At 56.7% G+C, this 22,865-nt stretch carries 18 protein-coding genes and 1 rRNA gene; 12 read left to right on the top strand and 7 right to left on the bottom strand.

The genetic code is table 11. The features are described from left to right. The first annotated feature begins 50 nt into the window (after positions 1-50). Positions 51-166: ribosomal RNA gene (gene rrf / locus ACXKZG_RS21345) — 5S ribosomal RNA — on the top strand. A 235-nt stretch (positions 167-401) separates the two neighbouring features. On the opposite strand, the gene ACXKZG_RS21340 is transcribed toward rrf, so the two are convergent. Both ACXKZG_RS21340 and ACXKZG_RS21335 read right to left on the bottom strand, forming a co-directional pair. After that, positions 402-1,196 (bottom strand): transporter substrate-binding domain-containing protein, encoded by a 795-nt coding sequence (locus ACXKZG_RS21340; protein WP_488875457.1) that lies wholly within the window; start codon positions 1,194-1,196, stop codon positions 402-404. After that, positions 1,193-2,401, bottom strand: a complete 1,209-nt coding sequence (locus tag ACXKZG_RS21335; protein ID WP_013200317.1) for a M20 family metallopeptidase — start codon at positions 2,399-2,401, stop codon at positions 1,193-1,195. The genes ACXKZG_RS21340 and ACXKZG_RS21335 overlap by 4 nt, the downstream gene beginning before the upstream one ends. A 160-nt stretch (positions 2,402-2,561) precedes the next feature. Here ACXKZG_RS21335 and ACXKZG_RS21330 point away from each other — a divergent pair, with 160 nt between their 5' ends. From ACXKZG_RS21330 to aceK, 5 genes are all read left to right on the top strand, one after another. Continuing rightward, positions 2,562-3,413, top strand: a complete 852-nt coding sequence (locus ACXKZG_RS21330; protein ID WP_134823213.1) for a LysR family transcriptional regulator — start codon at positions 2,562-2,564, stop codon at positions 3,411-3,413. Between the two features lie 106 nt (positions 3,414-3,519). Further along, positions 3,520-4,449 (top strand): homoserine O-acetyltransferase MetA, encoded by a 930-nt coding sequence (gene metA, locus ACXKZG_RS21325; protein ID WP_013200319.1) that lies wholly within the window; start codon positions 3,520-3,522, stop codon positions 4,447-4,449. A gap of 327 nt (positions 4,450-4,776) precedes the next feature. Continuing rightward, positions 4,777-6,375: a malate synthase A gene (aceB, locus tag ACXKZG_RS21320; protein ID WP_134823214.1), complete on the top strand. Its 1,599-nt coding sequence runs from the start codon at positions 4,777-4,779 to the stop codon at positions 6,373-6,375. 18 nt (positions 6,376-6,393) lie between these two features. Beyond that, entirely contained in the window at positions 6,394-7,698 is a 1,305-nt protein-coding gene (gene aceA, locus ACXKZG_RS21315) for an isocitrate lyase (protein WP_013200321.1), read from the top strand. A 19-nt stretch (positions 7,699-7,717) separates the two neighbouring features. Then, on the top strand, positions 7,718-9,526 hold the full coding sequence (gene aceK, locus ACXKZG_RS21310; RefSeq protein ID WP_488875456.1) for a bifunctional isocitrate dehydrogenase kinase/phosphatase: 1,809 nt from the start codon (positions 7,718-7,720) through the stop codon (positions 9,524-9,526). Here the strand turns inward: aceK and ACXKZG_RS21305 are convergent. The 4 genes from ACXKZG_RS21305 to iclR form a co-directional block, all read right to left on the bottom strand. Beyond that, the gene (locus tag ACXKZG_RS21305) at positions 9,472-10,113 is read right to left on the bottom strand and encodes a bifunctional 4-hydroxy-2-oxoglutarate aldolase/2-dehydro-3-deoxy-phosphogluconate aldolase (protein WP_041691858.1); all 642 of its coding nucleotides are present in this window, start codon (positions 10,111-10,113) and stop codon (positions 9,472-9,474) included. The two genes, aceK and ACXKZG_RS21305, sit on opposite strands and share 55 nt — an antisense overlap. A 14-nt stretch (positions 10,114-10,127) precedes the next feature. After that, the gene (gene edd / locus ACXKZG_RS21300) at positions 10,128-11,948 is read right to left on the bottom strand and encodes a phosphogluconate dehydratase (protein ID WP_346595291.1); all 1,821 of its coding nucleotides are present in this window, start codon (positions 11,946-11,948) and stop codon (positions 10,128-10,130) included. After that, the gene (gntK, locus tag ACXKZG_RS21295) at positions 11,945-12,484 is read right to left on the bottom strand and encodes a gluconokinase (protein ID WP_013200324.1); all 540 of its coding nucleotides are present in this window, start codon (positions 12,482-12,484) and stop codon (positions 11,945-11,947) included. The genes edd and gntK overlap by 4 nt, the downstream gene beginning before the upstream one ends. A gap of 146 nt (positions 12,485-12,630) precedes the next feature. Continuing rightward, a complete protein-coding gene (gene iclR, locus ACXKZG_RS21290) occupies positions 12,631-13,464 on the bottom strand; it encodes a glyoxylate bypass operon transcriptional repressor IclR (protein ID WP_106381870.1) in 834 nt (277 codons plus the stop codon). Positions 13,465-13,709: 245 nt separating this feature from the next. On the opposite strand from iclR, the gene metH reads away from it, so the two are divergent. Then, the gene (metH, locus tag ACXKZG_RS21285) at positions 13,710-17,345 is read left to right on the top strand and encodes a methionine synthase (protein ID WP_488876292.1); all 3,636 of its coding nucleotides are present in this window, start codon (positions 13,710-13,712) and stop codon (positions 17,343-17,345) included. On the opposite strand, the gene ACXKZG_RS21280 is transcribed toward metH, so the two are convergent. After that, positions 17,342-18,094 (bottom strand): UTRA domain-containing protein, encoded by a 753-nt coding sequence (locus ACXKZG_RS21280; protein ID WP_013200327.1) that lies wholly within the window; start codon positions 18,092-18,094, stop codon positions 17,342-17,344. The two genes, metH and ACXKZG_RS21280, sit on opposite strands and share 4 nt — an antisense overlap. A 208-nt stretch (positions 18,095-18,302) precedes the next feature. Here ACXKZG_RS21280 and ACXKZG_RS21275 point away from each other — a divergent pair, with 208 nt between their 5' ends. The 5 genes from ACXKZG_RS21275 to ACXKZG_RS21255 are packed head-to-tail and all read left to right on the top strand — an operon-like array spanning position 18,303 to position 22,821. Then, entirely contained in the window at positions 18,303-19,364 is a 1,062-nt protein-coding gene (locus tag ACXKZG_RS21275) for an ABC transporter substrate-binding protein (RefSeq protein ID WP_488875455.1), read from the top strand. Positions 19,365-19,373: 9 nt separating this feature from the next. Continuing rightward, positions 19,374-20,189, top strand: a complete 816-nt coding sequence (locus ACXKZG_RS21270; RefSeq protein WP_013200329.1) for an alkaline phosphatase family protein — start codon at positions 19,374-19,376, stop codon at positions 20,187-20,189. Next, positions 20,189-21,028 (top strand): ABC transporter permease, encoded by an 840-nt coding sequence (locus ACXKZG_RS21265; protein WP_013200330.1) that lies wholly within the window; start codon positions 20,189-20,191, stop codon positions 21,026-21,028. The genes ACXKZG_RS21270 and ACXKZG_RS21265 overlap by 1 nt, the downstream gene beginning before the upstream one ends. Positions 21,029-21,040: 12 nt before the next feature. Further along, positions 21,041-21,826 (top strand): ABC transporter permease, encoded by a 786-nt coding sequence (locus ACXKZG_RS21260; protein ID WP_013200331.1) that lies wholly within the window; start codon positions 21,041-21,043, stop codon positions 21,824-21,826. Positions 21,827-21,828: 2 nt separating this feature from the next. Further along, positions 21,829-22,821 carry an ABC transporter ATP-binding protein gene (locus ACXKZG_RS21255; RefSeq protein ID WP_013200332.1) on the top strand — a complete coding sequence of 331 codons (993 nt, stop codon included), beginning with the start codon at positions 21,829-21,831 and terminating at the stop codon, positions 22,819-22,821. Positions 22,822-22,865 lie beyond the last annotated feature (44 nt).

Below are 22,865 nucleotides of genomic sequence, written 5' to 3'. Positions count from 1 at the left end.
CGGCCAACGCGGCCACGGAGCGAAATACACAGGACAGAGCACAGAATTTGCCTGGCGGCTTTAGCGCGGTGGTCCCACCTGACCCCATGCCGAACTCAGAAGTGAAACGCCGTAGCGCCGATGGTAGTGTGGGGTCTCCCCATGCGAGAGTAGGGAACTGCCAGGCATCAATTAAGCAGACAAGCCTCATGCGAAAGTATGGGGCTTTTTTGTGTGCGTAAAAAGCAAAAACCCACAGCAGGCCCGCCTGATAACGGCCAAAACCCGCCACTGAAATCCAAAACCCCCAAAACCCCCAAAACCCCCAAAACCAGACAAAACTAAACAAAAAAAGACGCCGTGCTGCCGCACGACGCCTTATCCAGTTCATTTTTTACCCTATCCCAACTTAATTAATCGGACTATTTCGCCTCCGTGCGCGTCACTTTCATCTCAATATCGCCAAAATAGTGCTGCTTGATCGTCTGCCAGGTGCCATCGGCCATGATCTTCGCCAGCCCTTGATTCAACATTTGCTGCGTTTTCTCATCCCCTTTGCGCACTCCGTAAGCAGAACCAATGCTGTAAAGCAGATCGTCACGCACTTCCGGGCCGGTCAAGGCAAAGTCTTTGCCTTCAGGCTTCTGCAGGAAACCAAATGTAATGGCCACCGCCGGGCTTAAAGCCCCATCGAGCCGTCCTGCAGCCAGATCCTGATAAATCACATCCTGATCCGGATAGGTTTTGATCTCCACACCCTGGGGTGCCCAATACTTATTGGCGTACATTTCCTGAATGGAACCCTGCTGAACAGCAATCGATTTACCCTGCAGCGACTCTGCAGTGGGCTGCAAATTAGTGCCTTTACGTGCCACTAACTGAGAAGGGACATGATAAATAAAGTCACTGAAATCAATGGATTTCTTACGTTTAATGGTCGCGCCAAGCGGTGAAATGAAGTCCACTTTTTTCGCCATCAGCGAAGGGATCTCTGCATCAAAGCTGCTGACGACATAGTCACATTTCACCGCAATCGCTTTACACACTGCGTTAGTAATATCGATCTCAAAGCCGGCAGGTTTGCCGTTTACATCGCGATATTGAAACGGCGGATAAGCCAGATCGGCCGCGACGCGTAAGGTACCCTCGGCCGCGATGGCGGAAGAGCAACACAGGGCGAGCGTGGCCAGCGTCAGAGCACGGGATACGTTGATCATTGCTTCTCTCCATCCAGTAATTTTTGGGTATGCCACTGAGTAAATTCGTTTTTAACCGCCGCCAGCTGGGCTTCATCGTGGCAAAGGTCATACGCCGTCATTGCCAATGCTTTCGCCGCCGTTAACATGGCGCGGAGTCCGACAGCCGATCCGGCCGCAGCCGCAAACTCAGGCGTATGCGGGGTGACGTCACCAATGCGCAGATAAGGGTGTATTGCTGCCGTGACCTGGCTGACGTTGCCAATATCGGAAGACCCTACGCCGCCACTTTTGGGTGGGTCGTAGCTTTCCACGCCAAGCAGCGCCAGGTTATCGGTAAAGTTGGCCGCCAGCGCCAGATTATTATTCCGCTCGGCGTAAATCAGCCCCTCTTCGATCTCTACCCGTGCGCCGGTCATTTCAGCGGCGCCATTCACTGCGGCATACACTTTTCGGCGCACTTCACTCAGGCCACCCACCGTCGCCGCTCGCAGGATAAACTTGGCTTCAGCATAAGCGGGAACGATATTTGCCGCGCTGCCGCCGTGAGTAATTATCCCATGCACACGGACATCATCGGTAAAGAACTGGCGCAACGCGTTGATTGCGTTGAAGGTATGGATCACCGCATCAAGCGCACTGATCCCTTGCTGCGGCGCGGAAGCCGCGTGGGCCGGTTTACCAAAGAATTTAAACGTGGAGTCATGACAGGCAAGGGCACCACGCAATACCATGTTGCGCTCCCTGGGATGGAACATCATCGCCGCATCGACATCATCAAAGACGCCTTTCTCAACCATGATGATCTTGCCGCCGCCATCTTCCTCGGCAGGTGTGCCAATCACTTCTATGCAGCCATTGAACTCAACGTTCGCGGCCTTCAGAGCCAGCGCGGCAGCAACCGAGGCGGTGCCAATCAGGTTATGACCGCAGGCATGACCAAGTTCGGGCAGCGCGTCATACTCCGCCAGAAAAGCGATAGTCGGGCCGCCGGTGCCCTGTTTCCAGCTGGCGCGAAAAGCCGTTTCCAGCCCGCCGGTGCCGGTTTCAATGCTGAAGCCAGCCTCGCGCAACGGCTTGATCAATTCTGCCGCAGAGCGATGTTCTGCAAAGCTCAGTTCCGGGTGCTGATGCAGGCTCAGCGCCAAATCGTTCATTGCCGGGCTGAGTTGTTCAGCCGCATAAATAATTTTATCTTTCTGCGCGCTGTTGGTGCGTTCAGACATAGTGATTCCCCAATTAGGTGCAGTTAAATACTGAAAAACCAGTGCGTTATAATGGTATAGGCTTTTTTATGCGCAATTCCCAATTGTAGTTTTTTATGGCTTGCATCACTCTGCCAAAAATTATTTTATGGTTGCAGGGCACAAGGCGCATGGGCATGCAATGAACGAAAAAGACTGGTTAATCATCCGTACTGTCTGGCAGTACAAAAACATTACGCGCGCTGCGGAAGAGCTGTTTACCTCACAGCCTGCGCTCAGTTACCGGCTGCGGCAGATCGAGCGCAAGCTGGCCATTCAACTATTTGAAACCGGCGGTAAAGGCCTTAACTTCACGGCGCAGGGGCGTTATCTGGCGCAGCATGCTGAAACGGTGCTTGATGAACTTCAGCTCTTACGCGCTACCTTGCAAAGCCTGAACGGACCGCAGCAGGGCGAACTCAAGATGGGCGTATCGAGCAATTTCGCCGCCTACCGGTTACCCGATTTGCTCGCCGAATTTAGCCAACAGCATCCGGGGATTAGCGTCAATCTGGTCAGCGGGCTCAGTGAGGAGATGTTTCTGAAGCTGCAGCGCGGCGACGTGCATCTGGCGGTGGTCAAAGACGACTATGGCTGGAAGGAAGGCAAGAGGCTGATCGATGAAGATGACTATTACCTGATTAGCCGGCAGCCGATCGACCTGGCGCTGCTGCCCCATTTGCCGCAGATAAAGATCAGCCACGGTGGCCATATCACTAAACTTATCGAACGTTGGTGGAATGCCAATTACTCGCTGGCGCCGCGCGTGGCGATGCACGTCGATAAACTGGAAGTCTGTCTGGCGATGGTTGAGCGGGGGTTGGGTTATGCCATCGTCTCCAGCTATCAACCGCTGGCACCCACGCTTTGCCGCACGCCGATAGCGGTTGGCGGGGAGTCGGTTAAGAGCCGTACCTGGCTGCTCTATCGACATGCCAGCACCGACGCGGCGGTGACGCTGCCCTTTGTCGAAATGTTTGGCGACCGGAGATGAAACATTTTCAACTAAAGCATGAAGCCTCGACATTCAGCGGGCATCACGCTATCTTCGGCTGTCTGGATGTCTAAACGTATGAATGGATAAATGAGGAAGCAAGGTTATGCCAATCAGGGTACCCGATGAACTACCAGCAGTGAATTTTCTGCGTAACGAGAATGTCTTTGTGATGACCTCTACCCGGGCCAGCACGCAGGAAATCCGTCCGTTGAAAGTGCTGGTACTGAATCTGATGCCGAAAAAGATTGAGACAGAGAATCAGTTTCTCCGCCTGCTTTCCAACTCGCCGCTACAAATTGATATCCAGCTGCTGCGCATCGACAGCCGTGAAACCCGCAACACGCCAATGGAGCACCTGAACAACTTCTACTGCAACTTTGAAGACATTCAGCATGACAACTACGATGGCCTGATTGTCACCGGCGCGCCGTTGGGGCTGGTTGATTTTAATGATGTGGCCTACTGGCCGCAGATCCAGCGCGTGCTTCACTGGGCGAAAGAGCACGTGACCTCGACGCTGTTTGTCTGTTGGGCGGTTCAGGCGGCATTGAACATCCTTTATGGCATTCCCAAGCAAACGCGTGAAACCAAGCTGTCAGGCGTTTACGACCACCAGATCCTGCATCCTCATGCATTATTAACCCGTGGCTTTGACGATAACTTCCTGGCGCCACATTCGCGCTATGCGGATTTCCCTTCGCAATTACTGCGGGATTACACCGACCTGGAAATTTTTGCTGAATCGGAACAAACCGGCGCCTATCTGTTTGCCAGTAAAGACAAGCGGCTGGCCTTTGTCACCGGGCATCCTGAGTATGATGCACTGACCTTGTCGGGAGAATTCCATCGCGACTTTGAAGCCGGTCTGAACCCCGATATTCCGTATAATTATTTCCCGCAGAATAATCCTCAGCTCACGCCGCGCGCCAGCTGGCGTAGTCATGGTAACCTGCTGTTTTCAAACTGGCTGAACTATTACGTTTACCAGATCACGCCGTTCGATCTGCGCCATATGAATCCCAGCCTGGAATAAACCGGCGAGTCGCAAAGAAAGGGTCAGTCTCTGAAAAAGGCTGGCCCTTTTTTATTGCCTGAAATCTGTCACGCCCGAGTATTTATCCCGTTAATCTTCCGAGACTTACCCCATCACTACGGCTCTGAAATCCTTCATTGAAACTCCCTTCCTGTAATAACAAAACTTTAAACAATTATTTTTCAATAAGTTAAATGGCATTTTGCATTAAAATGGAAATAGTTTTTGATTTTGTAATTTAAAAAATTGTATGTTGATTTACGGGTTAAAAATCACCCAATGACGAAACCGACCTTCTGAGAATGCAACCAGGCTGGGAGTGAAGAGATGACACAACAGGTTATCAGCACAGATTTGGCGTTCCAGCGCCCATCAGGCCCGAAAGAGCGGCAAATCCTGACCGATACGGCAGTTGAATTCCTGACTGAACTGGTGACGCGCTTCACCCCGCGTCGCAATGAATTACTGAATGCCAGGAAGCAGCAGCAGCAGCGATATGATGCCGGTGAGTTGCCAGGATTTATTTCGGAAACGAATTCCATTAAGCAAAGCGAGTGGAAAATTCGCGGCATTCCCGCTGACCTGCTCAACCGCCGGGTCGAGATCACCGGTCCGGTTGAACGCAAGATGGTAATCAATGCGCTGAATGCCAACGTGAACGTTTTTATGGCTGACTTCGAAGACTCGCTGGCACCCTCGTGGGACAAAGTGATCGAAGGGCAGATCAACCTGCGTGATGCGGTTAACGGCACCATCAGTTACTGCAATGAAGCCGGGAAGATCTACCAACTGAAGCCGGATCCTGCAGTGCTGGTGTGCCGCGTTCGCGGTCTGCACCTGCCTGAGAAACATGTCACCTGGCGCGGTGACGCTATCCCCGGCAGCCTGTTTGATTTCGCGCTCTACTTTTTCCACAACGTTGACGCGTTGCTGGCCAAAGGCAGCGGTCCCTATTTTTACCTGCCAAAAACCCAGAGTTGGCAGGAAGCGGCCTGGTGGAGCGAGGTGTTCAGTTTTGCTGAGGATCGTTTCGATCTGCCACGCGGCACGATCAAGGCCACGCTGTTGATCGAGACGCTGCCGGCGGTCTTCCAGATGGACGAGATCCTTTTCAGCCTGCGCGATCATATCGTCGGCCTGAACTGCGGTCGCTGGGACTACATCTTCAGCTATATCAAAACCCTGAAAAATCACCCGGACCGCGTATTGCCCGATCGCCAGTCGGTGACGATGGAAAAAGGCTTCCTCGATGCCTACTCGCGGCTGCTGATCAGAACCTGTCACCGCCGGGGCGCGTTTGCAATGGGCGGAATGGCGGCCTTTATCCCGAGCAAAGATCAGGAGCGCAACCAGTGGGTGCTCAACCGGGTGAAGACCGATAAAGAGCGTGAGGCGACCAACGGCCACGACGGCACCTGGATTGCTCACCCTGGGCTGGCAGATACGGTCACGGCGGTGTTCGATCGGGTGCTGGGCGACAAACCCAATCAGCTGGACGTGCTACGGGACGACGACGCAGCCATTACCGCGGAACAGCTGCTGGCGCCCTGTGACGGTGAAAGGACCGAGGCTGGGATGCGCGCCAACATTCGCGTGGCCGTGCAGTACATCGAAGCGTGGATCTCCGGCAATGGCTGCGTGCCGGTGTATGGATTGATGGAAGATGCCGCGACGGCCGAAATCTCCCGCACCTCGATCTGGCAGTGGATCCGCCACGGCAAAACGCTGCAAAGCGGTGAGCAGGTGACCGAAGCGCTGTTCCGCCAGATGCTGGCCGAAGAGATGCTGGTGATTCAGCAAGAGCTTGGCGACCAACGCTTCTCTCAGGGGCGCTTCTGTGAAGCCGCCGAACTGATGGAACGCATCACCACTGAACCTGAACTGGTGGAGTTCCTGACTCTGCCGGGCTACAGCTTACTTCACTGATCGACCGGAGAATTTGCTATGACATCTCGTACCCAACAGATCGAACACCTGACGCAATCCTGGAACGATGCACGCTGGGAAGGCATTACCCGTCCTTACACAGCGGAAGAGGTGGTGAGGCTGCGCGGCTCGGTTAATCCGGCCTGCACTCTGGCACAGCTGGGAGCAGAAAAACTGTGGCATCTGCTGAACGGTGGGTCGAAGAAGGGCTATATCAACAGCCTTGGCGCGCTGACCGGCGGCCAGGCACTGCAGCAGGCGAAAGCGGGGATCGAGGCGGTGTATCTCTCCGGCTGGCAGGTGGCGGCGGATGCCAACCTCGCCGGCAGCATGTATCCCGATCAGTCGCTCTACCCGGCCAACTCGGTGCCATCGGTGGTTGAACGCATTAACAACACCTTCCAGCGAGCCGATCAGATCCAGTGGGCCAATCAGATTGAACCTGGCGACGCGCGTCATGTGGATTATTACCTGCCGATCGTTGCCGATGCAGAAGCGGGCTTTGGCGGCGTGCTGAATGCCTTTGAACTGATGAAGGCGATGATTCAGGCCGGGGCAGGCGGGGTGCATTTTGAGGATCAGCTGGCGTCGGTGAAAAAATGCGGCCATATGGGCGGCAAGGTGCTGGTGCCCACCCAGGAAGCGATTCAGAAGCTGGTTGCGGCAAGGCTGGCGGCGGATGTGATGGCGGTGCCAACGGTGCTGATTGCCCGCACTGACGCGGATGCCGCCGACTTAATCACCTCCGACTGCGATGACTATGACCGCGAATTTATCACCGGCGAGCGCACGCCTGAAGGCTTCTTTAAAACGCATGCCGGTATTGAGCAAGCGATCAGTCGCGGGCTGGCTTACGCGCCCTATGCCGATGTGCTGTGGTGCGAAACCTCGACGCCGGATTTGTCGCTGGCGAAGCGCTTTGCCGACGCTATTCATGCCCGTTTCCCGGGCAAGCTGCTGGCCTATAACTGCTCGCCTTCGTTTAACTGGAAGAAGAACCTCGATGACAACACCATCGCGCATTTCCAGCAGTCGCTGAGTGAAATGGGTTACCGCTTCCAGTTTATTACCCTGGCGGGCATCCACAGCATGTGGTTCAACATGTTCGATCTTGCCCGCAGCTACGCCGAAGGGGAAGGGATGCGCCATTACGTGGAAAAAGTGCAGCAGCCGGAGTTTGCCGCGCGGGAGCAGGGTTACACCTTCTCCTCCCATCAGCAGGAAGTCGGAACCGGTTATTTTGACAGCGTCACCAATATCATCCAGGGCGGCGTATCGTCAGTGACCGCGCTGACCGGATCAACGGAAGAACAGCAGTTCTGAGTGCAACAACGGGGGCCCCATGACGCAACGAGAAACGCTGATCGCACACACCATCCTGCAGGGATTTGATGCGCAGTATGGCCGGTTTCTGGAAGTGACTGCCGGGGCCCAGCACCGTTTTGAACAGGCCGACTGGCCTGCGGTACAGGCGGCAATGAAAGCCCGTATTCATCTGTACGATCGCCATGTGGGTCTGGTGGTGGAGCAATTGCGCTGCATTACCGGTGATCAGGTGAATGACGATGCTTTTCTGTTGCGGGTGAAGGCGATTTACACCGACCTGCTGCCCGACTATCCCCGATTTGAAATCGCTGAAAGCTTCTTTAATTCCGTCTATTGCCGTCTGTTTGGGCATCAACTGCTGACGCCCGAGCGGCTGTTTATCTTCAGCTCACAGCCGCAGAAACGCTTTCGCACCCTTCCGCGTCCGTTAGCGAAAACCTTCCACGCCCACGGCGACTGGCAGGCACTGCTGGGCCGGGTGCTGCACGATCTGCCGTTACGCCTGCCGTGGCAGGACAGCCCGCGGGATATCGGCTTTGTGATCGCCCATCTGCAGGAAAACTTCAGTGCGCAGCAGCTGGCTGGCGCATCGCTTGAAGTGGCCAACGAGCTGTTCTACCGCAATAAAGCCGCCTGGCTGGTGGCAAAACTGCATCTGGCGTCGGGCGTGTATGCCTTTCTGTTGCCGATCCACCGCAGCGATCGGGGCGAACTGTTTATTGATACCTGTCTGACGCGCAAGCGCGAAGCCAGCATCGTATTCGGCTTTGCCCGCGCCTATTTTATGGTTTACGCGCCGCTACCCGCCGCGCTGGTGGAGTGGCTGCGCGAAATCCTGCCGGGAAAAACCACCGCCGAGCTGTATATGGCGATCGGTTGCCAGAAGCATGGCAAAACCGAGTGTTACCGCGAGTATTTGCAGTATATGCGCGCGACTGAGGACGAATTGATCATTGCGCCTGGCGTGCGGGGACTGGTGATGCTGGTGTTCACCCTGCCGGGATATGACCGGGTTTTTAAGGTGATCAAAGACCGCTTTGCGCCACAAAAAGAAGTGACGCCGGCGCGCGTCCGCGCGTGCTATCAGCTGGTCAAGGAACACGACCGCGTTGGACGCATGGCGGATACCCAGGAGTTTGAAAACTTCGCCGTCGACAAGGCGCGTATCAGCCCCGCGCTGTTACAGGCGTTGCAGCAGGAGATCCCGGAAAAATTGCAGCCGCAGGGCGACAAGCTGGTGATCAGCCATTTGTACCTTGAACGCAAAATGACGCCGCTGAATCTGTGGCTGGAACAGGCGGATGTGCAGCAACGGCGGGAAGCGATTGAAGAGTATGGCAATGCGGTTAAACAGCTGGCCGCCGCCAATATTTTCCCCGGCGATATGCTCTTCAAGAACTTTGGCGTAACCCGTCACGGTCGGGTGGTGTTTTATGATTACGACGAGATCAGCTACATGACCGAGGTGAATTTCCGGCAGATCCCCGCGCCGCGCTATCCGGAGGATGAGCTGAGCCATGAACCCTGGTACAGCGTGTCGCCTGAAGATGTTTTCCCGGAAGAATTTCGCCACTATCTTTGTGCCGATCCGGCGATTGCGCGGCTGTTTGATGAGATGCATGGGGAATTATTTACCGCTGCGTTCTGGCAAAACCTGCAGCAGCGTATTGCGGAAGGGCATATTGAGGATGTTTTTGCCTATCGCCGCCGGCAGCGCTTCTGCCAGCGCTATCCGCAGAGCCTGACTGAAAGCCAGGCTCTGCGCCAGGATCAGGCGGAGGCGCCTGCTACCGCTTCACGTGCCAGCGAGGTGATGCGATCGTAATCGCCGCTCTCCAGCGCGTCATTCGGCACCAGCCAGGAGCCGCCGATACAATGCACGCTGTTAAGCGCCAGATAGTCACGGTAATTCGCCGGTGAAATGCCGCCCGTCGGGCAGAAGCGAACCTGAGGGAATGGACCGGCGATGGCCTGCAACGCTTTCACGCCGCCGTTGGCTTCCGCCGGGAAGAATTTAAACTCACGCAAACCCTGATCCAGTCCCAGCATCAGCTCGGACACGGTGCTGATCCCAGGGATCAGCGGGATCGTGCCGGCGTTTGCGGCCTGCAGAAGATCCTCAGTCAGACCTGGGCTGATGGCGAACTGCGCGCCCGCTTCGGTCACCTCGCGCAGCTGCTGCGGGTTGATCACCGTGCCGGCCCCAACGATCGCGTCCGGGACTTCTTTGGCAATGGCGCGGATGGCGTCAAGGGCGCAGGCGGTACGCAGCGTCACTTCCAGCACGCGAACACCGCCCGCCACTAAGGCTTTAGCCAGCGGCACCGCGTGCTCCAGCTTATTGATCACGATGACCGGGACCACCGGACCTGAGGTCAGGATCTGCTCAGCACTGATTTTCCAGTTATTCATTAGCCTATTCTCCGTTAAAATTTGATGCAGCAGGCGCCCTGTTCGGCACCGGAAAGCTGACTACGCAACGCGCCAAATAATTCGCGCCCGGAGCCGATATGTTCAGCGCTTAAATCAGGCTGATAAGCCATTCGGTCATGCAGAACCTGCGGATCAACCTGCAGTTCCAGCTCGCCAGTGCGGCCATTGACCCGAATGATGTCCCCGTTTTGCACTTTCGCCAGCAGTCCGCCGGTGTAGGCCTCAGGCGTCACATGGATGGCGGAAGGCACCTTGCCAGATGCGCCAGATAAGCGGCCATCGGTGACCAGCGCCACCTTAAAGCCGCGATCCATCAATACGCCGAGCGGTGGCATCAGCTTATGCAGCTCCGGCATGCCGTTGGCCTGTGGGCCCTGGAAACGCACCACCACCACACAATCTTTGTTTAATTCACCGGCCTCGAAGGCGGGCAGCACGTCATGCTGGCTTTCAAACACCACCGCAGGCGCGGTAATGATCTGGTTATCCGCCGGCACGGCAGAGGTTTTCATCACTGCGCGGCCCAGATTTCCCTGCAGCACCTTGGTGCCGCCATGCTGCTCGAAAGGCTGCGCAACCCTGGCGATCACCTTGTCATCAAGTGATACTTCCGGGCCGTCCCGCCACGCCAGCTGGCCGTTTTCCAGCCACGGTTCCTGGGTATAACGCTGCAAGCCAAAACCGGCCACGGTATGCACATCTTCATGCAGCAGGCCGTGCGCCAGCAGTTCCCGCACCAGCAGCGCCACGCCGCCGGAAGCCTGGAACTGATTAATGTCGGCCGGGCCATTGGGATAGATCCGGCAAAGCAGCGGAATAGCTTCGGAAAGGTCGGAGAAATCATCCCAGTTAATCTGTATTCCCGCCGCGCGGGCCATCGCCACCATATGCATGGTCAGGTTGGTGGAGCCACCGGTCGCCAGCAGCGCCACAATCCCGTTCACCACCACTTTTTCATCAACCAGTTTGCCTAACGGCAGATAGTTGCCGGACATTTCGGTCAGGCGGGTGACCTGACGGGCAGCGGCATCGGTCAGCGCGTCGCGCAGTGGCGTATCGGGATGGATAAATGACGAACCCGGCAGATGCATGCCCATCACTTCCATCACCATCTGGTTGGTGTTCGCGGTACCGTAGAAGGTGCAGGTGCCAATGCCGTGATAGGAGGCGGCTTCCGCTTCCAGCAGCGCATGGCGATCGGCTTTCCCTTCGGCATACAGCTGGCGAACGCGGACCTTTTCTTTATTGGGCAGCCCGCTGCTCATTGGCCCGGCGGGAATAAACAGCGCCGGCAGATGACCAAAGGACAGGGCGGACATCACCAGACCGGGAATGATTTTGTCGCAGATGCCAAGGAACAGCGCGCCATCGAACATATTGTGTGACAGGCCAACAGCCGAAGACATGGCAATGATATCGCGGCTCATCAACGACAGCTCCATGCCGTCCTGGCCCTGCGTCACGCCGTCGCACATTGCGGGCACGCCACCCGCCACCTGACCCACGGCACCGACCTGATTCAGGGCGCGGCGAATTTTATCCGGGTAAACCTCGTAAGGTTGGTGGGCGGAGAGCATGTCGTTATAGGCGGTAATGATGGCGATATTGCTGCGCACCATATTTTTCAGCGATGCCTTATCGTCTGGCTGGCAGGTGGCAAAGCCATGGGCAAGGTTGCCGCAGGCCAGCTTGGCACGCTGCACGGTTTTGGATCGGGCAGCGTCGATACGCTTCAGATAGGCGGCGCGTGTCTCAGCCGAGCGATCGATAATGCGCTGTGTGACGCGGGCAATGGCGGGGTGAACGCTGTTCATGCGCAGGCTTCCTGTGGCTGGAAGAGCTGGATATGCTCAACCGTGGCGGCAATCACCTGCTCCAGCGGTTGATTGATGTCGATGATTTTGACGTCACTCTCTTCGACGCCTGGCTGTTCCAGCGCGGCAAACTGACTGACCAGCATCTGGGTTTTGAAGAAATGCCCGCTGCGGGCGGCCAGGCGCGCTTCAATCACCGGGAAATCGCCATGCAGATAGACAAACGAAAGGTTGCTGTTACCGGCGCGCAGACGGTCGCGATACTGCTTTTTCAGCGCGGAGCAGACGATAATCGACACGCTGTTAGTACGCTGCATGGCAAAGGCGGCATTGTTAAGCGCCGTCAGCCATGGTGCGCGGTCGCCGTCATTTAACGCTTCGCCTGAGGCCATTTTCTGAATGTTATCGCGGGGATGCAGGAAATCGCCATCCAGCATGCCTGCAGAGAGCTGGCGGGCGACGCTTGCCGCCACGGCCGATTTTCCGCTGCCGGAAACCCCCATGATGACGTAGATTCGGTGGTGTTGATTGCTCATAGCTAAGCTCCAAAATAGCAAAGGCACGACGCTCGCTGGCGTTGTTACCGGTAACATCTTTCCTTAGCATTGTTGGGGGAATGCGCTGAGGACGCAATCAGAACAGCGGGGAATCGGCGGTAATTGTGATCTGGTTCAAATTTTGTTTAGCGCGCGCCGCCGTATTCGCGGGTGATCTCTTTCGCGGCTTTTATCACCAGCGCACCCAGCTCGGTGACCCGGTCATCGGTCACTCTGGAAATCGGGCCGGAAATCGAAATCGCGGCAAACGGTTCGTGGTGCTCGTCATAAATGCAGGCCGCCACGCAGCGCAGGCCCAGCGCATGTTCTTCATCATCGAAGGAGAAGCCCACTTTGCGAACCTGCGCGAGGTTCTCTTTTAAGCTGTGCGGCGACATCAGGGTTTTTGGCGTGTAGTGATGTAAGCCCTGACGGTGCAGCAGCTCGCTGACCTGCGCATCATTCAGATTGGCGAGGAACGCTTTGCCCGCGCCGGAGGCGTGCATCGGCAGCTTGCCGCCAATCGGCGCGGACATCCGCATCAGCTGCGTACACTGCACCTGGTCAATAATCACCGCCTGGCGATCGCTCAGGTCCAGCACCGCCAGATTGACGGTTTCGCCGGAGTCTTCCATCAGCTGGCGCAGCATCGGATGGACCAGCGCCAGCAGATTGCGGCTCTGTAAAAAGCTGCTGCCGACCACAAAGGCATGCGCACCGATGGTCCACAAACCCAGATCGCCCACCTGGCGGACAAAGCCCTGCTGTTGCATGGTGGTCAGCAGGCGATGCGTGGTGGAGTTGGGCAAGCCGGCCTGTTGTGCCAGCTCGGTTAACGCCACGCTGCCGTGCGAATCAGCGATAAATTCCAAAAGCTTCAGGCCACGGGTCAGTGACTGAACCTGTCCGGCTGGTTGGGCGGGCTGAGCAGCAGCCGCGCGGGGTTTTTTACCGCGTTTAACCACGACGGGGGTCGCCATATCTGACTCCTTAATTTTCACCATGTGGAAATCATTTTCGTTTTATTGGTTAATAATGCAACGTGAGCTTTACTGGTCGGAGGTGTTGGCGCTTTGCCTGAAAATGTCTCACCGTCGATTTCTTTTACCCGCTCAAAAGTTGTGCCAGTATGTTCAGCTGGCCGTGTTGCCAGTGGGTAGACGTTGAAGGGGCGAGAGTGAGCAACAGAATTGAAGCACTGCAGCAGCAGCTGGCGAAACGTATCATGCTGCTTGATGGCGGCATGGGCACCATGATCCAGAGTTATAAGCTGGACGAGGCCGATTTTCGCGGTCAGCGTTTTGCCGACTGGCAAAGCGATCTCAAAGGAAATAATGACCTGCTGGTGCTGACCCGACCGGACATTATCAGCGAGATCCACCACGCTTATCTGGAAGCGGGTGCCGATATTCTGGAAACCAACACCTTCAACTCCACCACCATCGCCATGGCGGATTACCATATGGCGTCGCTGTCGGCAGAAATTAACTTTGCCGCCGCCAAACTGGCACGCGCCGCCGCCGATGAATGGACCGCGCGCACGCCGGATCGCCCGCGCTACGTGGCGGGCGTGCTCGGCCCGACCAACCGCACCTGCTCAATATCGCCCGACGTCAACGATCCTGCTTTCCGCAACGTGACCTTCAATCAGCTGGTGGACGCCTACCGCGAATCCACCCGCGCGCTGGTGGAAGGCGGTTGCGACATCATCATGATCGAAACCGTTTTCGACACCCTGAATGCCAAAGCCGCCATCTTTGCCGTCGAAAGCGAATTTGAAGCGCTGGGCATTACGCTGCCGCTGATGATTTCCGGCACCATTACCGATGCGTCTGGTCGTACGCTGTCTGGCCAGACGACGGAAGCGTTCTATAACTCACTGCGCCATGCCAGGCCGCTCTCCTTTGGCCTGAACTGCGCGCTGGGCCCGGACGAGCTGCGCCAGTACGTGGCTGAACTTTCGCGCATAGCCGAAGGCTACGTCACTGCTCACCCTAACGCCGGTTTGCCAAATGCCTTCGGTGAATACGATCTGGATGCGAAGATTATGGCGGAGCAGATCGGCGAATGGGCGCAGTCAGGCTTCCTGAACATTGTCGGCGGCTGCTGTGGCACCACGCCTGAGCATATTGCGGCGATGGCGAAAGTGATTGAAGGCGTTGCGCCGCGTGCGCTGCCTGAGCTGCCGGTCGCCTGTCGCCTGGCGGGCCTTGAGCCGCTGACCATCAGCGCCGACTCGCTGTTTGTGAACGTCGGCGAACGCACCAACGTCACCGGCTCAGCCAAATTCAAGCGTCTGATTAAAGAAGATAAATATAACGAAGCGCTGGAAGTTGCGCTGCAGCAGGTACAAAGCGGCGCGCAGATTATCGATATCAATATGGACGAAGGGATGCTGGATGCGGAAGCGGCGATGGTGCGCTTCCTCAATCTGATCGCCGGCGAGCCGGATATTGCCCGCGTGCCGATCATGATCGACTCCTCAAAATGGGAGGTGATTGAAAAAGGCCTGCAGTGCATCCAGGGCAAGGGCATCGTTAACTCGATCTCGATGAAAGAGGGCGTCGACGCCTTTAAGCATCACGCCAGGCTGGTACGCCGTTACGGTGCCGCGATGGTGGTGATGGCCTTTGATGAAATCGGTCAGGCAGACACCCGTGAACGTAAAATCGAGATCTGCCGTCGGGCCTACAAGATCCTGACCGAAGAGGTCGGTTTCCCGCCTGAAGACATCATTTTCGACCCAAATATCTTCGCGGTAGCGACCGGGATTGAAGAGCATAACAACTACGCGATGGACTTTATTGGCGCCTGTGAAGACATCAAACGCGAACTGCCGCACGCGATGATTTCCGGCGGCGTCTCGAACGTTTCCTTCTCCTTCCGCGGCAACGAACCGGTGCGTGAAGCCATCCACGCGGTGTTCCTGTATTACGCCATCCGTAACGGTATGGATATGGGCATCGTTAACGCCGGTCAGCTGGCGATATACGACGACCTGGACGAAGACCTGCGTCATGCGGTGGAAGATGTGGTGCTGAACCGCACCGATCAGGGAACCGAGCGTCTGCTGGAGATTGCCGAAAAATACCGTGGCACCAAATCCGACGAAGGCAGCACCAAACCGCAGGCCGAATGGCGCAACTGGGAGGTTGAAAAACGCCTTGAGTACTCGCTGGTTAAGGGCATCACCGAATTTATCGAAGAAGATACCGAAGCCGCCCGCCAGAATGCCAGCCGCCCGATCGAAGTGATTGAAGGGCCGTTAATGGCCGGGATGAACGTGGTCGGCGATCTGTTTGGCGAAGGCAAAATGTTCCTGCCGCAGGTGGTGAAATCGGCCCGCGTGATGAAGCAGGCGGTGGCCTATCTCGAACCCTATATTGAAGCCAGCAAAGAGAAGGGCAGCACCAACGGCAAGATCGTGCTGGCGACGGTGAAGGGCGATGTGCATGACATCGGCAAAAACATTGTCGGCGTGGTTTTGCAGTGTAATAACTATGAAATCATCGACCTGGGCGTAATGGTACCGAGCGATAAAATCCTTAAAACTGCCCGCGAACATAACGCCGACATCATTGGCCTGTCCGGTCTGATCACGCCATCGCTGGATGAAATGGTCAACGTGGCGAAAGAGATGGAGCGCCAGGGCTTTACGCTGCCGCTGCTGATCGGTGGGGCGACCACCTCGAAAGCGCATACCGCGGTGAAGATTGAACAGAATTACAGTGGTCCGGTTGTCTATGTACAAAATGCCTCGCGTACCGTTGGCGTGGTGTCGGCCCTGCTGTCCGCCGCCCAGCGCGATGACTTTGTTGCGCGCACGCGCAAAGAGTACGACACGGTGCGGATCCAGCATGGGCGCAAGAAGCCGCGCACGCCGCCGGTCAGCCTGCAGGTTGCCAGGGACAACGATCTGCCATTTGACTGGGCAACCTACACGCCACCCGTAGCCCACAGGCTGGGTGTAAGCGAAGTAAGTGCTAACATCGAAACCCTGCGACATTACATCGACTGGACGCCATTCTTTATGACCTGGTCGCTGGCGGGTAAATATCCGCGCATTCTGGAAGATGAAGTGGTCGGTGAAGAGGCCAGACGCCTGTTAGCGGATGCCAACGCGATGCTGGATGACCTGAGCGCCAATAAATCCTTAAATCCGCGTGGCGTGGTGGGGATTTTCCCGGCTAACCGCGTGGATGACGATATTGAAATCTATGAGGACGAGTCGCGCAGCCATGTTTTGCAAGTGAGTCATCACTTACGTCAGCAGACAGAAAAGACGGGCTTCCCGAACTATTGCCTCGCCGATTTTGTCGCGCCGAAGTCCAGCGGTAAGGCCGATTACCTGGGGGCCTTTGCCGTCACCGGCGGGTTGGAGGAAGATGCGCTGGCCGACGCGTTTGACGCGCAACATGATGACTACAACAAAATCATGGTGAAGGCGTTGTCAGACCGTCTGGCCGAAGGGTTTGCTGAATACCTGCATGAGCGGGTGCGTAAGGTGATTTGGGGCTTTGCCGCCACGGAAAACCTGAGTAATGAAGAGCTGATCCGCGAGAACTATCAGGGCATCCGTCCGGCGCCGGGTTATCCGGCCTGCCCGGAACACACCGAGAAAGAGACTATCTGGAAGCTACTGGACGTGGAGAAGCATACCGGAATGAAGCTGACCGAATCCTTCGCCATGTGGCCAGGCGCGGCGGTATCAGGCTGGTACTTCAGCCATCCGGACAGTAAGTACTTCGCGGTAGCACAGCTGCAGCGCGATCAGATTGAAGACTACGCCCGCCGCAAAGGCATGGCGGTCAGCGACGTTGAACGCTGGCTGGCACCGAATTTGGGCTACGACGCAGACTAACCTTCCTCTTCAGGGCAAGCCGGCTGGCGGCTGGTTTGCTCTGCTTCTCTCACCTGCACATCAATATACAGCGCGTCATAGCGCCAGTATTCGTAGTCACAGTCGATGATGCGATCGTGCTGATCGCGGTTAACGCGGGTGATAAACAGCGCGGGACTGCCTGATGCCACCTTCAACGCCGGTGCGGCAAAGGTTGGCAATGGCGCGGGTAACATGGTGAAACCCACGCGCCCGTAATTGATGCCGTACTCTTCCTGATACAGGTGGGTCAAAGAACGGGTGAGATCAAAGCTCAACAGGTCCGGGAAATACTGGGGATTCAGGTAGTGCTCGACATACAGCACCGCGCGGCCATCAATCCGCCGCAGCCGCTGGATGCGATAGACGTCTTCGCCTTCGTTCATGCCCAGCTGCCGGGCCAGTCCGGCGCTGGCCTGAACGCGTTGCGCATCCAGCACCTCCGTTTGGGCTTTTCGGCCCTGTTGCTCAGCCATCGCATGGAAGTGGCTGCGCAGCAGCGGATCGTAAGCTAACCGGGGAGGCGCGATAAACCAGCCGCGACGCAGTTCACGGTAAATCATCCCCTGAAACTCTAACTGGCCCAGCGCCTCGCGCAGGGTGATGCGTGTGGTGGAGAACTGCTCGCTCAGACTACGCTCCGACGGCAGGCGTCCGCTGGCCGCAAAATCACCGCTGGCGATCCGCGCGGCCAGCGTCTGGCAAATGACATCTACAGTTAACGCTTTCATCACATCAAAGCCTCAATTTGGTGCGAAGCTGCACATAAACAGAACAATCTTCGCGCAGATCCCACATTCCAATGCTATCAGAGATGTTGGACTAGTCCACAGCCCACAAGGCCCTGACATAAAACTGTCATATCGCCAGGCTAGATTGGCTCGGATCTTGCTGGACTAGTCCAGAAGGCCACTCAACTTATCATCTGGAGCAGCAGTTATGAAATCTTTGTTCGCATCTGTGTTAGCCAGCGCCATCTTCCTTGCCCTTCCGGCCGCCCACGCCGCCGAGTCCGACCTTGCCGCACTGGAGAAAGCCGCGAAAGCGGAAGGTCAGGTCAACAGTGTCGGTATGCCTGACAGCTGGGCTAACTGGAAAGGCACCTGGGCCGATATCAGCAGCAAATACGGTATCAAGCACAGCGATACCGACATGTCCTCTGCTCAGGAACTGGCGAAATTTGCCGCTGAAAAGAGCAATGCCACCGCCGATATCGGTGACGTCGGCGCCGCGTTCGGCCCGGTTGCCGTGCAGAAAGGCCTGGCGCAACCGTACAAGCCCAGCACCTGGGATCAGGTTCCTGCCTGGGCAAAAGACAAAGAGGGTAACTGGGCGCTGGCCTATACCGGCACCATCGCCTTTATCGTCAACAAAGATCAGGTTAAAGACATCCCGCACAGCTGGGCTGACCTGAAAAAAGGCAAATACGTTGTGACCATTGGTGACGTTGGCGTGGCGGCGCAGGCAGCGAACGGCGTGCTGGCAGCTGCCTATGCAATGGGCGGTGGCGAGAAAGATCTGAAGCCGGCGTTGAGCTTCTTCAGTGACCTGGCGAAAGAAGGCCGTCTGGGCGTAACCGATCCGGTGATTGCCAACATTGAGAAGGGTGAAATCCAGGTTGCCGTGGTCTGGGACTTTAATGGCCTGAACTACCGCGATCAGATTGATAAGAGCAAGTTCGAAGTGGTTATCCCGTCTGACGGCTCAATCACTTCTGGCTACACCACCATCATCAACAAATACGCCAAGCACCCGAACGCCGCCAAACTGACGCGCGAATATATCTTCTCCGATGCCGGTCAGATCAACCTGGCGCGTGGCTATGCCCGTCCAATCCGTGCAGAGCATCTGACGCTGCCAGCGGACGTGCAGGCGAAATTGCTGCCTAACGCGGAATACAAAAATGCGCACCCGATTGCCGATCCTGAAGCCTGGGATAAAGCATCAAAAATGCTGCCGCGTCTGTGGCAGGAAAACGTCATTGTTAACATGAAGCAATAAGGATTCGGGATGAAAACGATTCTGGTAGTGCTGGACGGCCTGAGTTATGAAGTGGCGCAACATGCCATGGGGTATCTGTTTGCGGAATGCGCGCAGGGGAACGGGCAGTTCTACCAGATGACCTGCGAGCTTCCGTCGCTCTCACGTCCTTTGTACGAATGCATCCTCACCGGCGTGCCGCCGGTGAAAAGCGGCATTATTCACAACGGTGTCAGCCGTTTGAGCAAAGAGCGCAGTATTTTCCATTATGCGCGCGATGCCGGGCTGACCACGGCGGCCGCGGCCTATCACTGGGTAAGCGAACTCTACAATCGCTCCCCGTGGCAGGCCGCCCGCGATCGCCACACTGAAGAGGCCTCGTTGCCGATTCAGTACGGCCACTTTTACTCTGACGACGGCTATCCGGACTCGCACCTGTTCGAGGATGCGGAAAGCCTGCGCCTGCGCTTCAACCCTGACTTCCTGCTGATCCACCCGATGAACATCGACGATGCCGGACACAAGTTTGGCCTCTCCACGCCGCAATACCGCAACCGCGCCCGCATGGCCGATGGCTATCTGTCGCACTGGATGCCGGGCTGGCTGGAGGAAGGCTATCAGGTGGTGGTCACCGCCGATCACGGCATGAATGATGACCGCAGCCACGGCGGGATCCTGCCGGAAGAAACGCAGGTGCCGCTGTTTGTTTTCGGCAGCGCCTTCTCGTTACAGAAAGACGCCGCGCCGTTGCAGACCGAACTGTGCGGCACGCTGTGCGACATCCTGGGCATCGATCACGATAAGCCGGTATGCCCGGAACTGCTGAACACCCAGGAGAACGCATGATGAAAGGCAAAGGAATAGCGCTGCTGTGCCTGCTGCCCTTTGCGCTGTTCTATATCGCTTTTCAGATCGCGCCTTTAGTGTGGATCGCGATTAACAGCTTCTACAGCGAGATGAACGAAGCTTGGGGCTGGGGAAATTACCGCGATATTTTCACCTCGACCTTTTATCAGCAGGCAATCCGCTTCTCGCTGGATATCTCGATCTGGTCGAGCGTGTATGGCTTGCTGATCGCGCTGGTGGGCGGCTATTCCCTGCATCAGTTGGGCAGCGGCAAGCTGCACCGCTTCTTTATGTCGTTTACCAATATGACCAGTAACTTTGCCGGGGTGCCGCTGGCGTTTGCCTTTGTGATCCTGCTGGGTCTGAACGGTTGCCTGACGCTGCTGATGCGCAAATATGGCCTGCTGGAGGGATTCAAACTCTACTCCACCGACGGCCTGATCGTGGTCTACACCTGGTTCCAGATCCCGCTTGGGCTGTTGCTGCTGTATCCCGCCTTTGACGGGCTGAAGAAGGACTGGGAAGAGTCCGCCGCGTTGCTCGGTGCCAGCCGCATGCGTTACTGGCTGCATATCGGATTGCCGATCCTGACGCCGGCGCTGCTCGGCACCTTTGTGATCCTGCTGGCGAATGCTCTCGGCGCTTACGCCACCATTTATGCCCTGACCACCGGAAACTTTAACGTGATCCCGGTGCGCATTGCAGCACTGGTTTCGGGCGATATCTCGCTCGATCCGAATATGGGCAGTGCGCTGGCGATGGTGCTGGTGGCGCTGATGTCGGTGATCACCGTGGTTCATCAGTGGCTGGTGCGTCGCAGCTACCAGAACGCGCGTTAACGGAGGCGATTCATGTCGAAAATGGAATATGTCTGGCACCGGATCGTTGTCTGGCTGGTGTTTCTGATCCTGGCGTTGCCGCTGGTGGCGACGCTGTTATATGCGCTGGCGACCAGCTGGGGCGCAACCATCCTGCCGGATGGCTTTACCTTCAAATGGATGATCCAGCTGTGGAGCGATCCGCGCTTCCTGGTGGCGCTGGGGCATTCACTGCTGATCTGCTTCGGCGCGCTGATCTTCTCGCTGGTGCTGGTGCTGCCGACGATGTTTGTGATCGCCTACTACTTCCCGAAACTCGATGCGGTGATGAACATTCTGATCCTGATGCCGTTTGCGGTGCCGCCGGTGGTCTCGTCGGTCGGCTTGCTGCAGCTCTATTCCGAACCGCCGCTGATGCTGACCGGCACGCCGTGGATCCTGATCGGCTGTTATTTCACTATCGCGCTGCCGTTTATCTACCGGGCGATCTCCAACAACATGCAGGCGATCAATATGCGCGAGCTGATTGATGCCGCCAATCTGCTGGGTGCCAGCACCTGGCAAGCGGCACTGCTGGTGGTTCTGCCGAACCTGCGTAAGGGCGCGCTGATTGCCGTGCTGCTCTCTTTTTCATTCTTAATCGGCGAATTCGTCTTTGCCAACATGCTGGTCGGCACTAGCTATGAAACGTTGCAGGTCTACCTCTACAACGTGCGCAATGCCAGCGGTCACTTCAGCAGTGCGCTGGTGATCTCCTATTTCTTTGTTGTACTGCTGGTGACCTGGCTGGCGAATGCCCTGAACCGCGAGAGAGGCTGAAGATGTCTTATTTACACGTCACGCAACTGAACAAGAGCTACGGACCGACGACCATTTTTCAGGACATTGATTTCACCGCCAGCGAAGGGGAGTTCGTTACGCTGCTGGGCCCAAGCGGCTGCGGTAAATCGACGCTGCTGCGTTGTCTGGCTGGCCTGACCTCGGTCGACAGCGGGCAAATTCTTCTTCAGGGCCAGGACATCGTGCCGCTGACTCCACAAAAGCGCTCGATTGGCATGGTGTTCCAGAGCTATGCGTTGTTCCCGAATATGACCGTCGAACGCAACGTCGCCTTTGGCCTGAAAATGCAGAAATGCACCCCCGCCGATATTCAGCGCCGGGTCGGTGAAGTGCTGGAGCTGGTGGAGCTGAATGACTACGCCAAACGCTATCCGCATCAGCTTTCCGGTGGGCAGTGTCAGCGTGTCGCGCTGGCCCGTTCGTTAGTGACCCGGCCGCGCCTGTTGCTGCTGGATGAACCGCTGTCCGCGCTGGATGCGCGCATTCGTCGCCATCTGCGCGACCAGATCCGCCGCATCCAGAAAGAGCTCAATCTCACCACCCTGTTTGTCACCCACGATCAGGAAGAGGCGCTGACGCTTTCTGACCGCATCGTGCTGATGAACAAAGGCAAAATTGTGCAGAATGGCAACGCCGAATCGCTCTACACCCAGCCGGTAAATCTGTTTGCCGCCGGTTTTATTGGTAACTATAACCTGCTGAGTGCCGAACAGGCTTCGCGCCTGACCGGCGAGACCTACACCAGTCAGGTCGCGTTGCGACCGGAATCGGTAGCCTTCTGCGCACCGGAGCAGGGGATCCCGGCTGAAATCCTCAGCCACAGCCTGCTGGGTAACGTCATCCGTTACCGCGTAAAAGCGCGTGAGGTTGAGCTTTTTGTCGATGTGCTTAACCGTTCGGTGGCGGATCTGCATGCGGCGGGCCATCAGGTTGGCCTGCATCTGGACAAGCTTACGCTGCGGGAAGTGGCCTGATTTTGCGGATATATCACGCTGATTAAACAGATTTTTTCAGTAAC

The organism is Erwinia sp. 2186 (genome assembly GCF_057812255.1).
The sequence above is the reverse complement of the archived record's forward strand: the minus strand, read 5'-3'. Positions and strand labels throughout refer to the sequence as shown.

Coding starts and splice junctions, on each gene's coding strand:
- ACXKZG_RS21305 (WP_041691858.1), bottom strand. CDS start 10,113: ATGAATAACTGGAAAATCAGTGCTGAGCAGATCCTGACCTCAGGTCCG.
- aceB (WP_134823214.1), top strand. CDS start 4,777: ATGACACAACAGGTTATCAGCACAGATTTGGCGTTCCAGCGCCCATCA.
- ACXKZG_RS21330 (WP_134823213.1), top strand. CDS start 2,562: ATGAACGAAAAAGACTGGTTAATCATCCGTACTGTCTGGCAGTACAAA.
- ACXKZG_RS21270 (WP_013200329.1), top strand. CDS start 19,374: ATGAAAACGATTCTGGTAGTGCTGGACGGCCTGAGTTATGAAGTGGCG.
- ACXKZG_RS21255 (WP_013200332.1), top strand. CDS start 21,829: ATGTCTTATTTACACGTCACGCAACTGAACAAGAGCTACGGACCGACG.
- ACXKZG_RS21340 (WP_488875457.1), bottom strand. CDS start 1,196: ATGATCAACGTATCCCGTGCTCTGACGCTGGCCACGCTCGCCCTGTGT.
- ACXKZG_RS21335 (WP_013200317.1), bottom strand. CDS start 2,401: ATGTCTGAACGCACCAACAGCGCGCAGAAAGATAAAATTATTTATGCG.
- ACXKZG_RS21265 (WP_013200330.1), top strand. CDS start 20,189: ATGAAAGGCAAAGGAATAGCGCTGCTGTGCCTGCTGCCCTTTGCGCTG.
- edd (WP_346595291.1), bottom strand. CDS start 11,948: ATGAACAGCGTTCACCCCGCCATTGCCCGCGTCACACAGCGCATTATC.
- ACXKZG_RS21275 (WP_488875455.1), top strand. CDS start 18,303: ATGAAATCTTTGTTCGCATCTGTGTTAGCCAGCGCCATCTTCCTTGCC.
- aceK (WP_488875456.1), top strand. CDS start 7,718: ATGACGCAACGAGAAACGCTGATCGCACACACCATCCTGCAGGGATTT.
- ACXKZG_RS21260 (WP_013200331.1), top strand. CDS start 21,041: ATGTCGAAAATGGAATATGTCTGGCACCGGATCGTTGTCTGGCTGGTG.
- aceA (WP_013200321.1), top strand. CDS start 6,394: ATGACATCTCGTACCCAACAGATCGAACACCTGACGCAATCCTGGAAC.
- gntK (WP_013200324.1), bottom strand. CDS start 12,484: ATGAGCAATCAACACCACCGAATCTACGTCATCATGGGGGTTTCCGGC.
- ACXKZG_RS21280 (WP_013200327.1), bottom strand. CDS start 18,094: ATGAAAGCGTTAACTGTAGATGTCATTTGCCAGACGCTGGCCGCGCGG.
- iclR (WP_106381870.1), bottom strand. CDS start 13,464: ATGGCGACCCCCGTCGTGGTTAAACGCGGTAAAAAACCCCGCGCGGCT.
- metH (WP_488876292.1), top strand. CDS start 13,710: ATGCTGCTTGATGGCGGCATGGGCACCATGATCCAGAGTTATAAGCTG.
- metA (WP_013200319.1), top strand. CDS start 3,520: ATGCCAATCAGGGTACCCGATGAACTACCAGCAGTGAATTTTCTGCGT.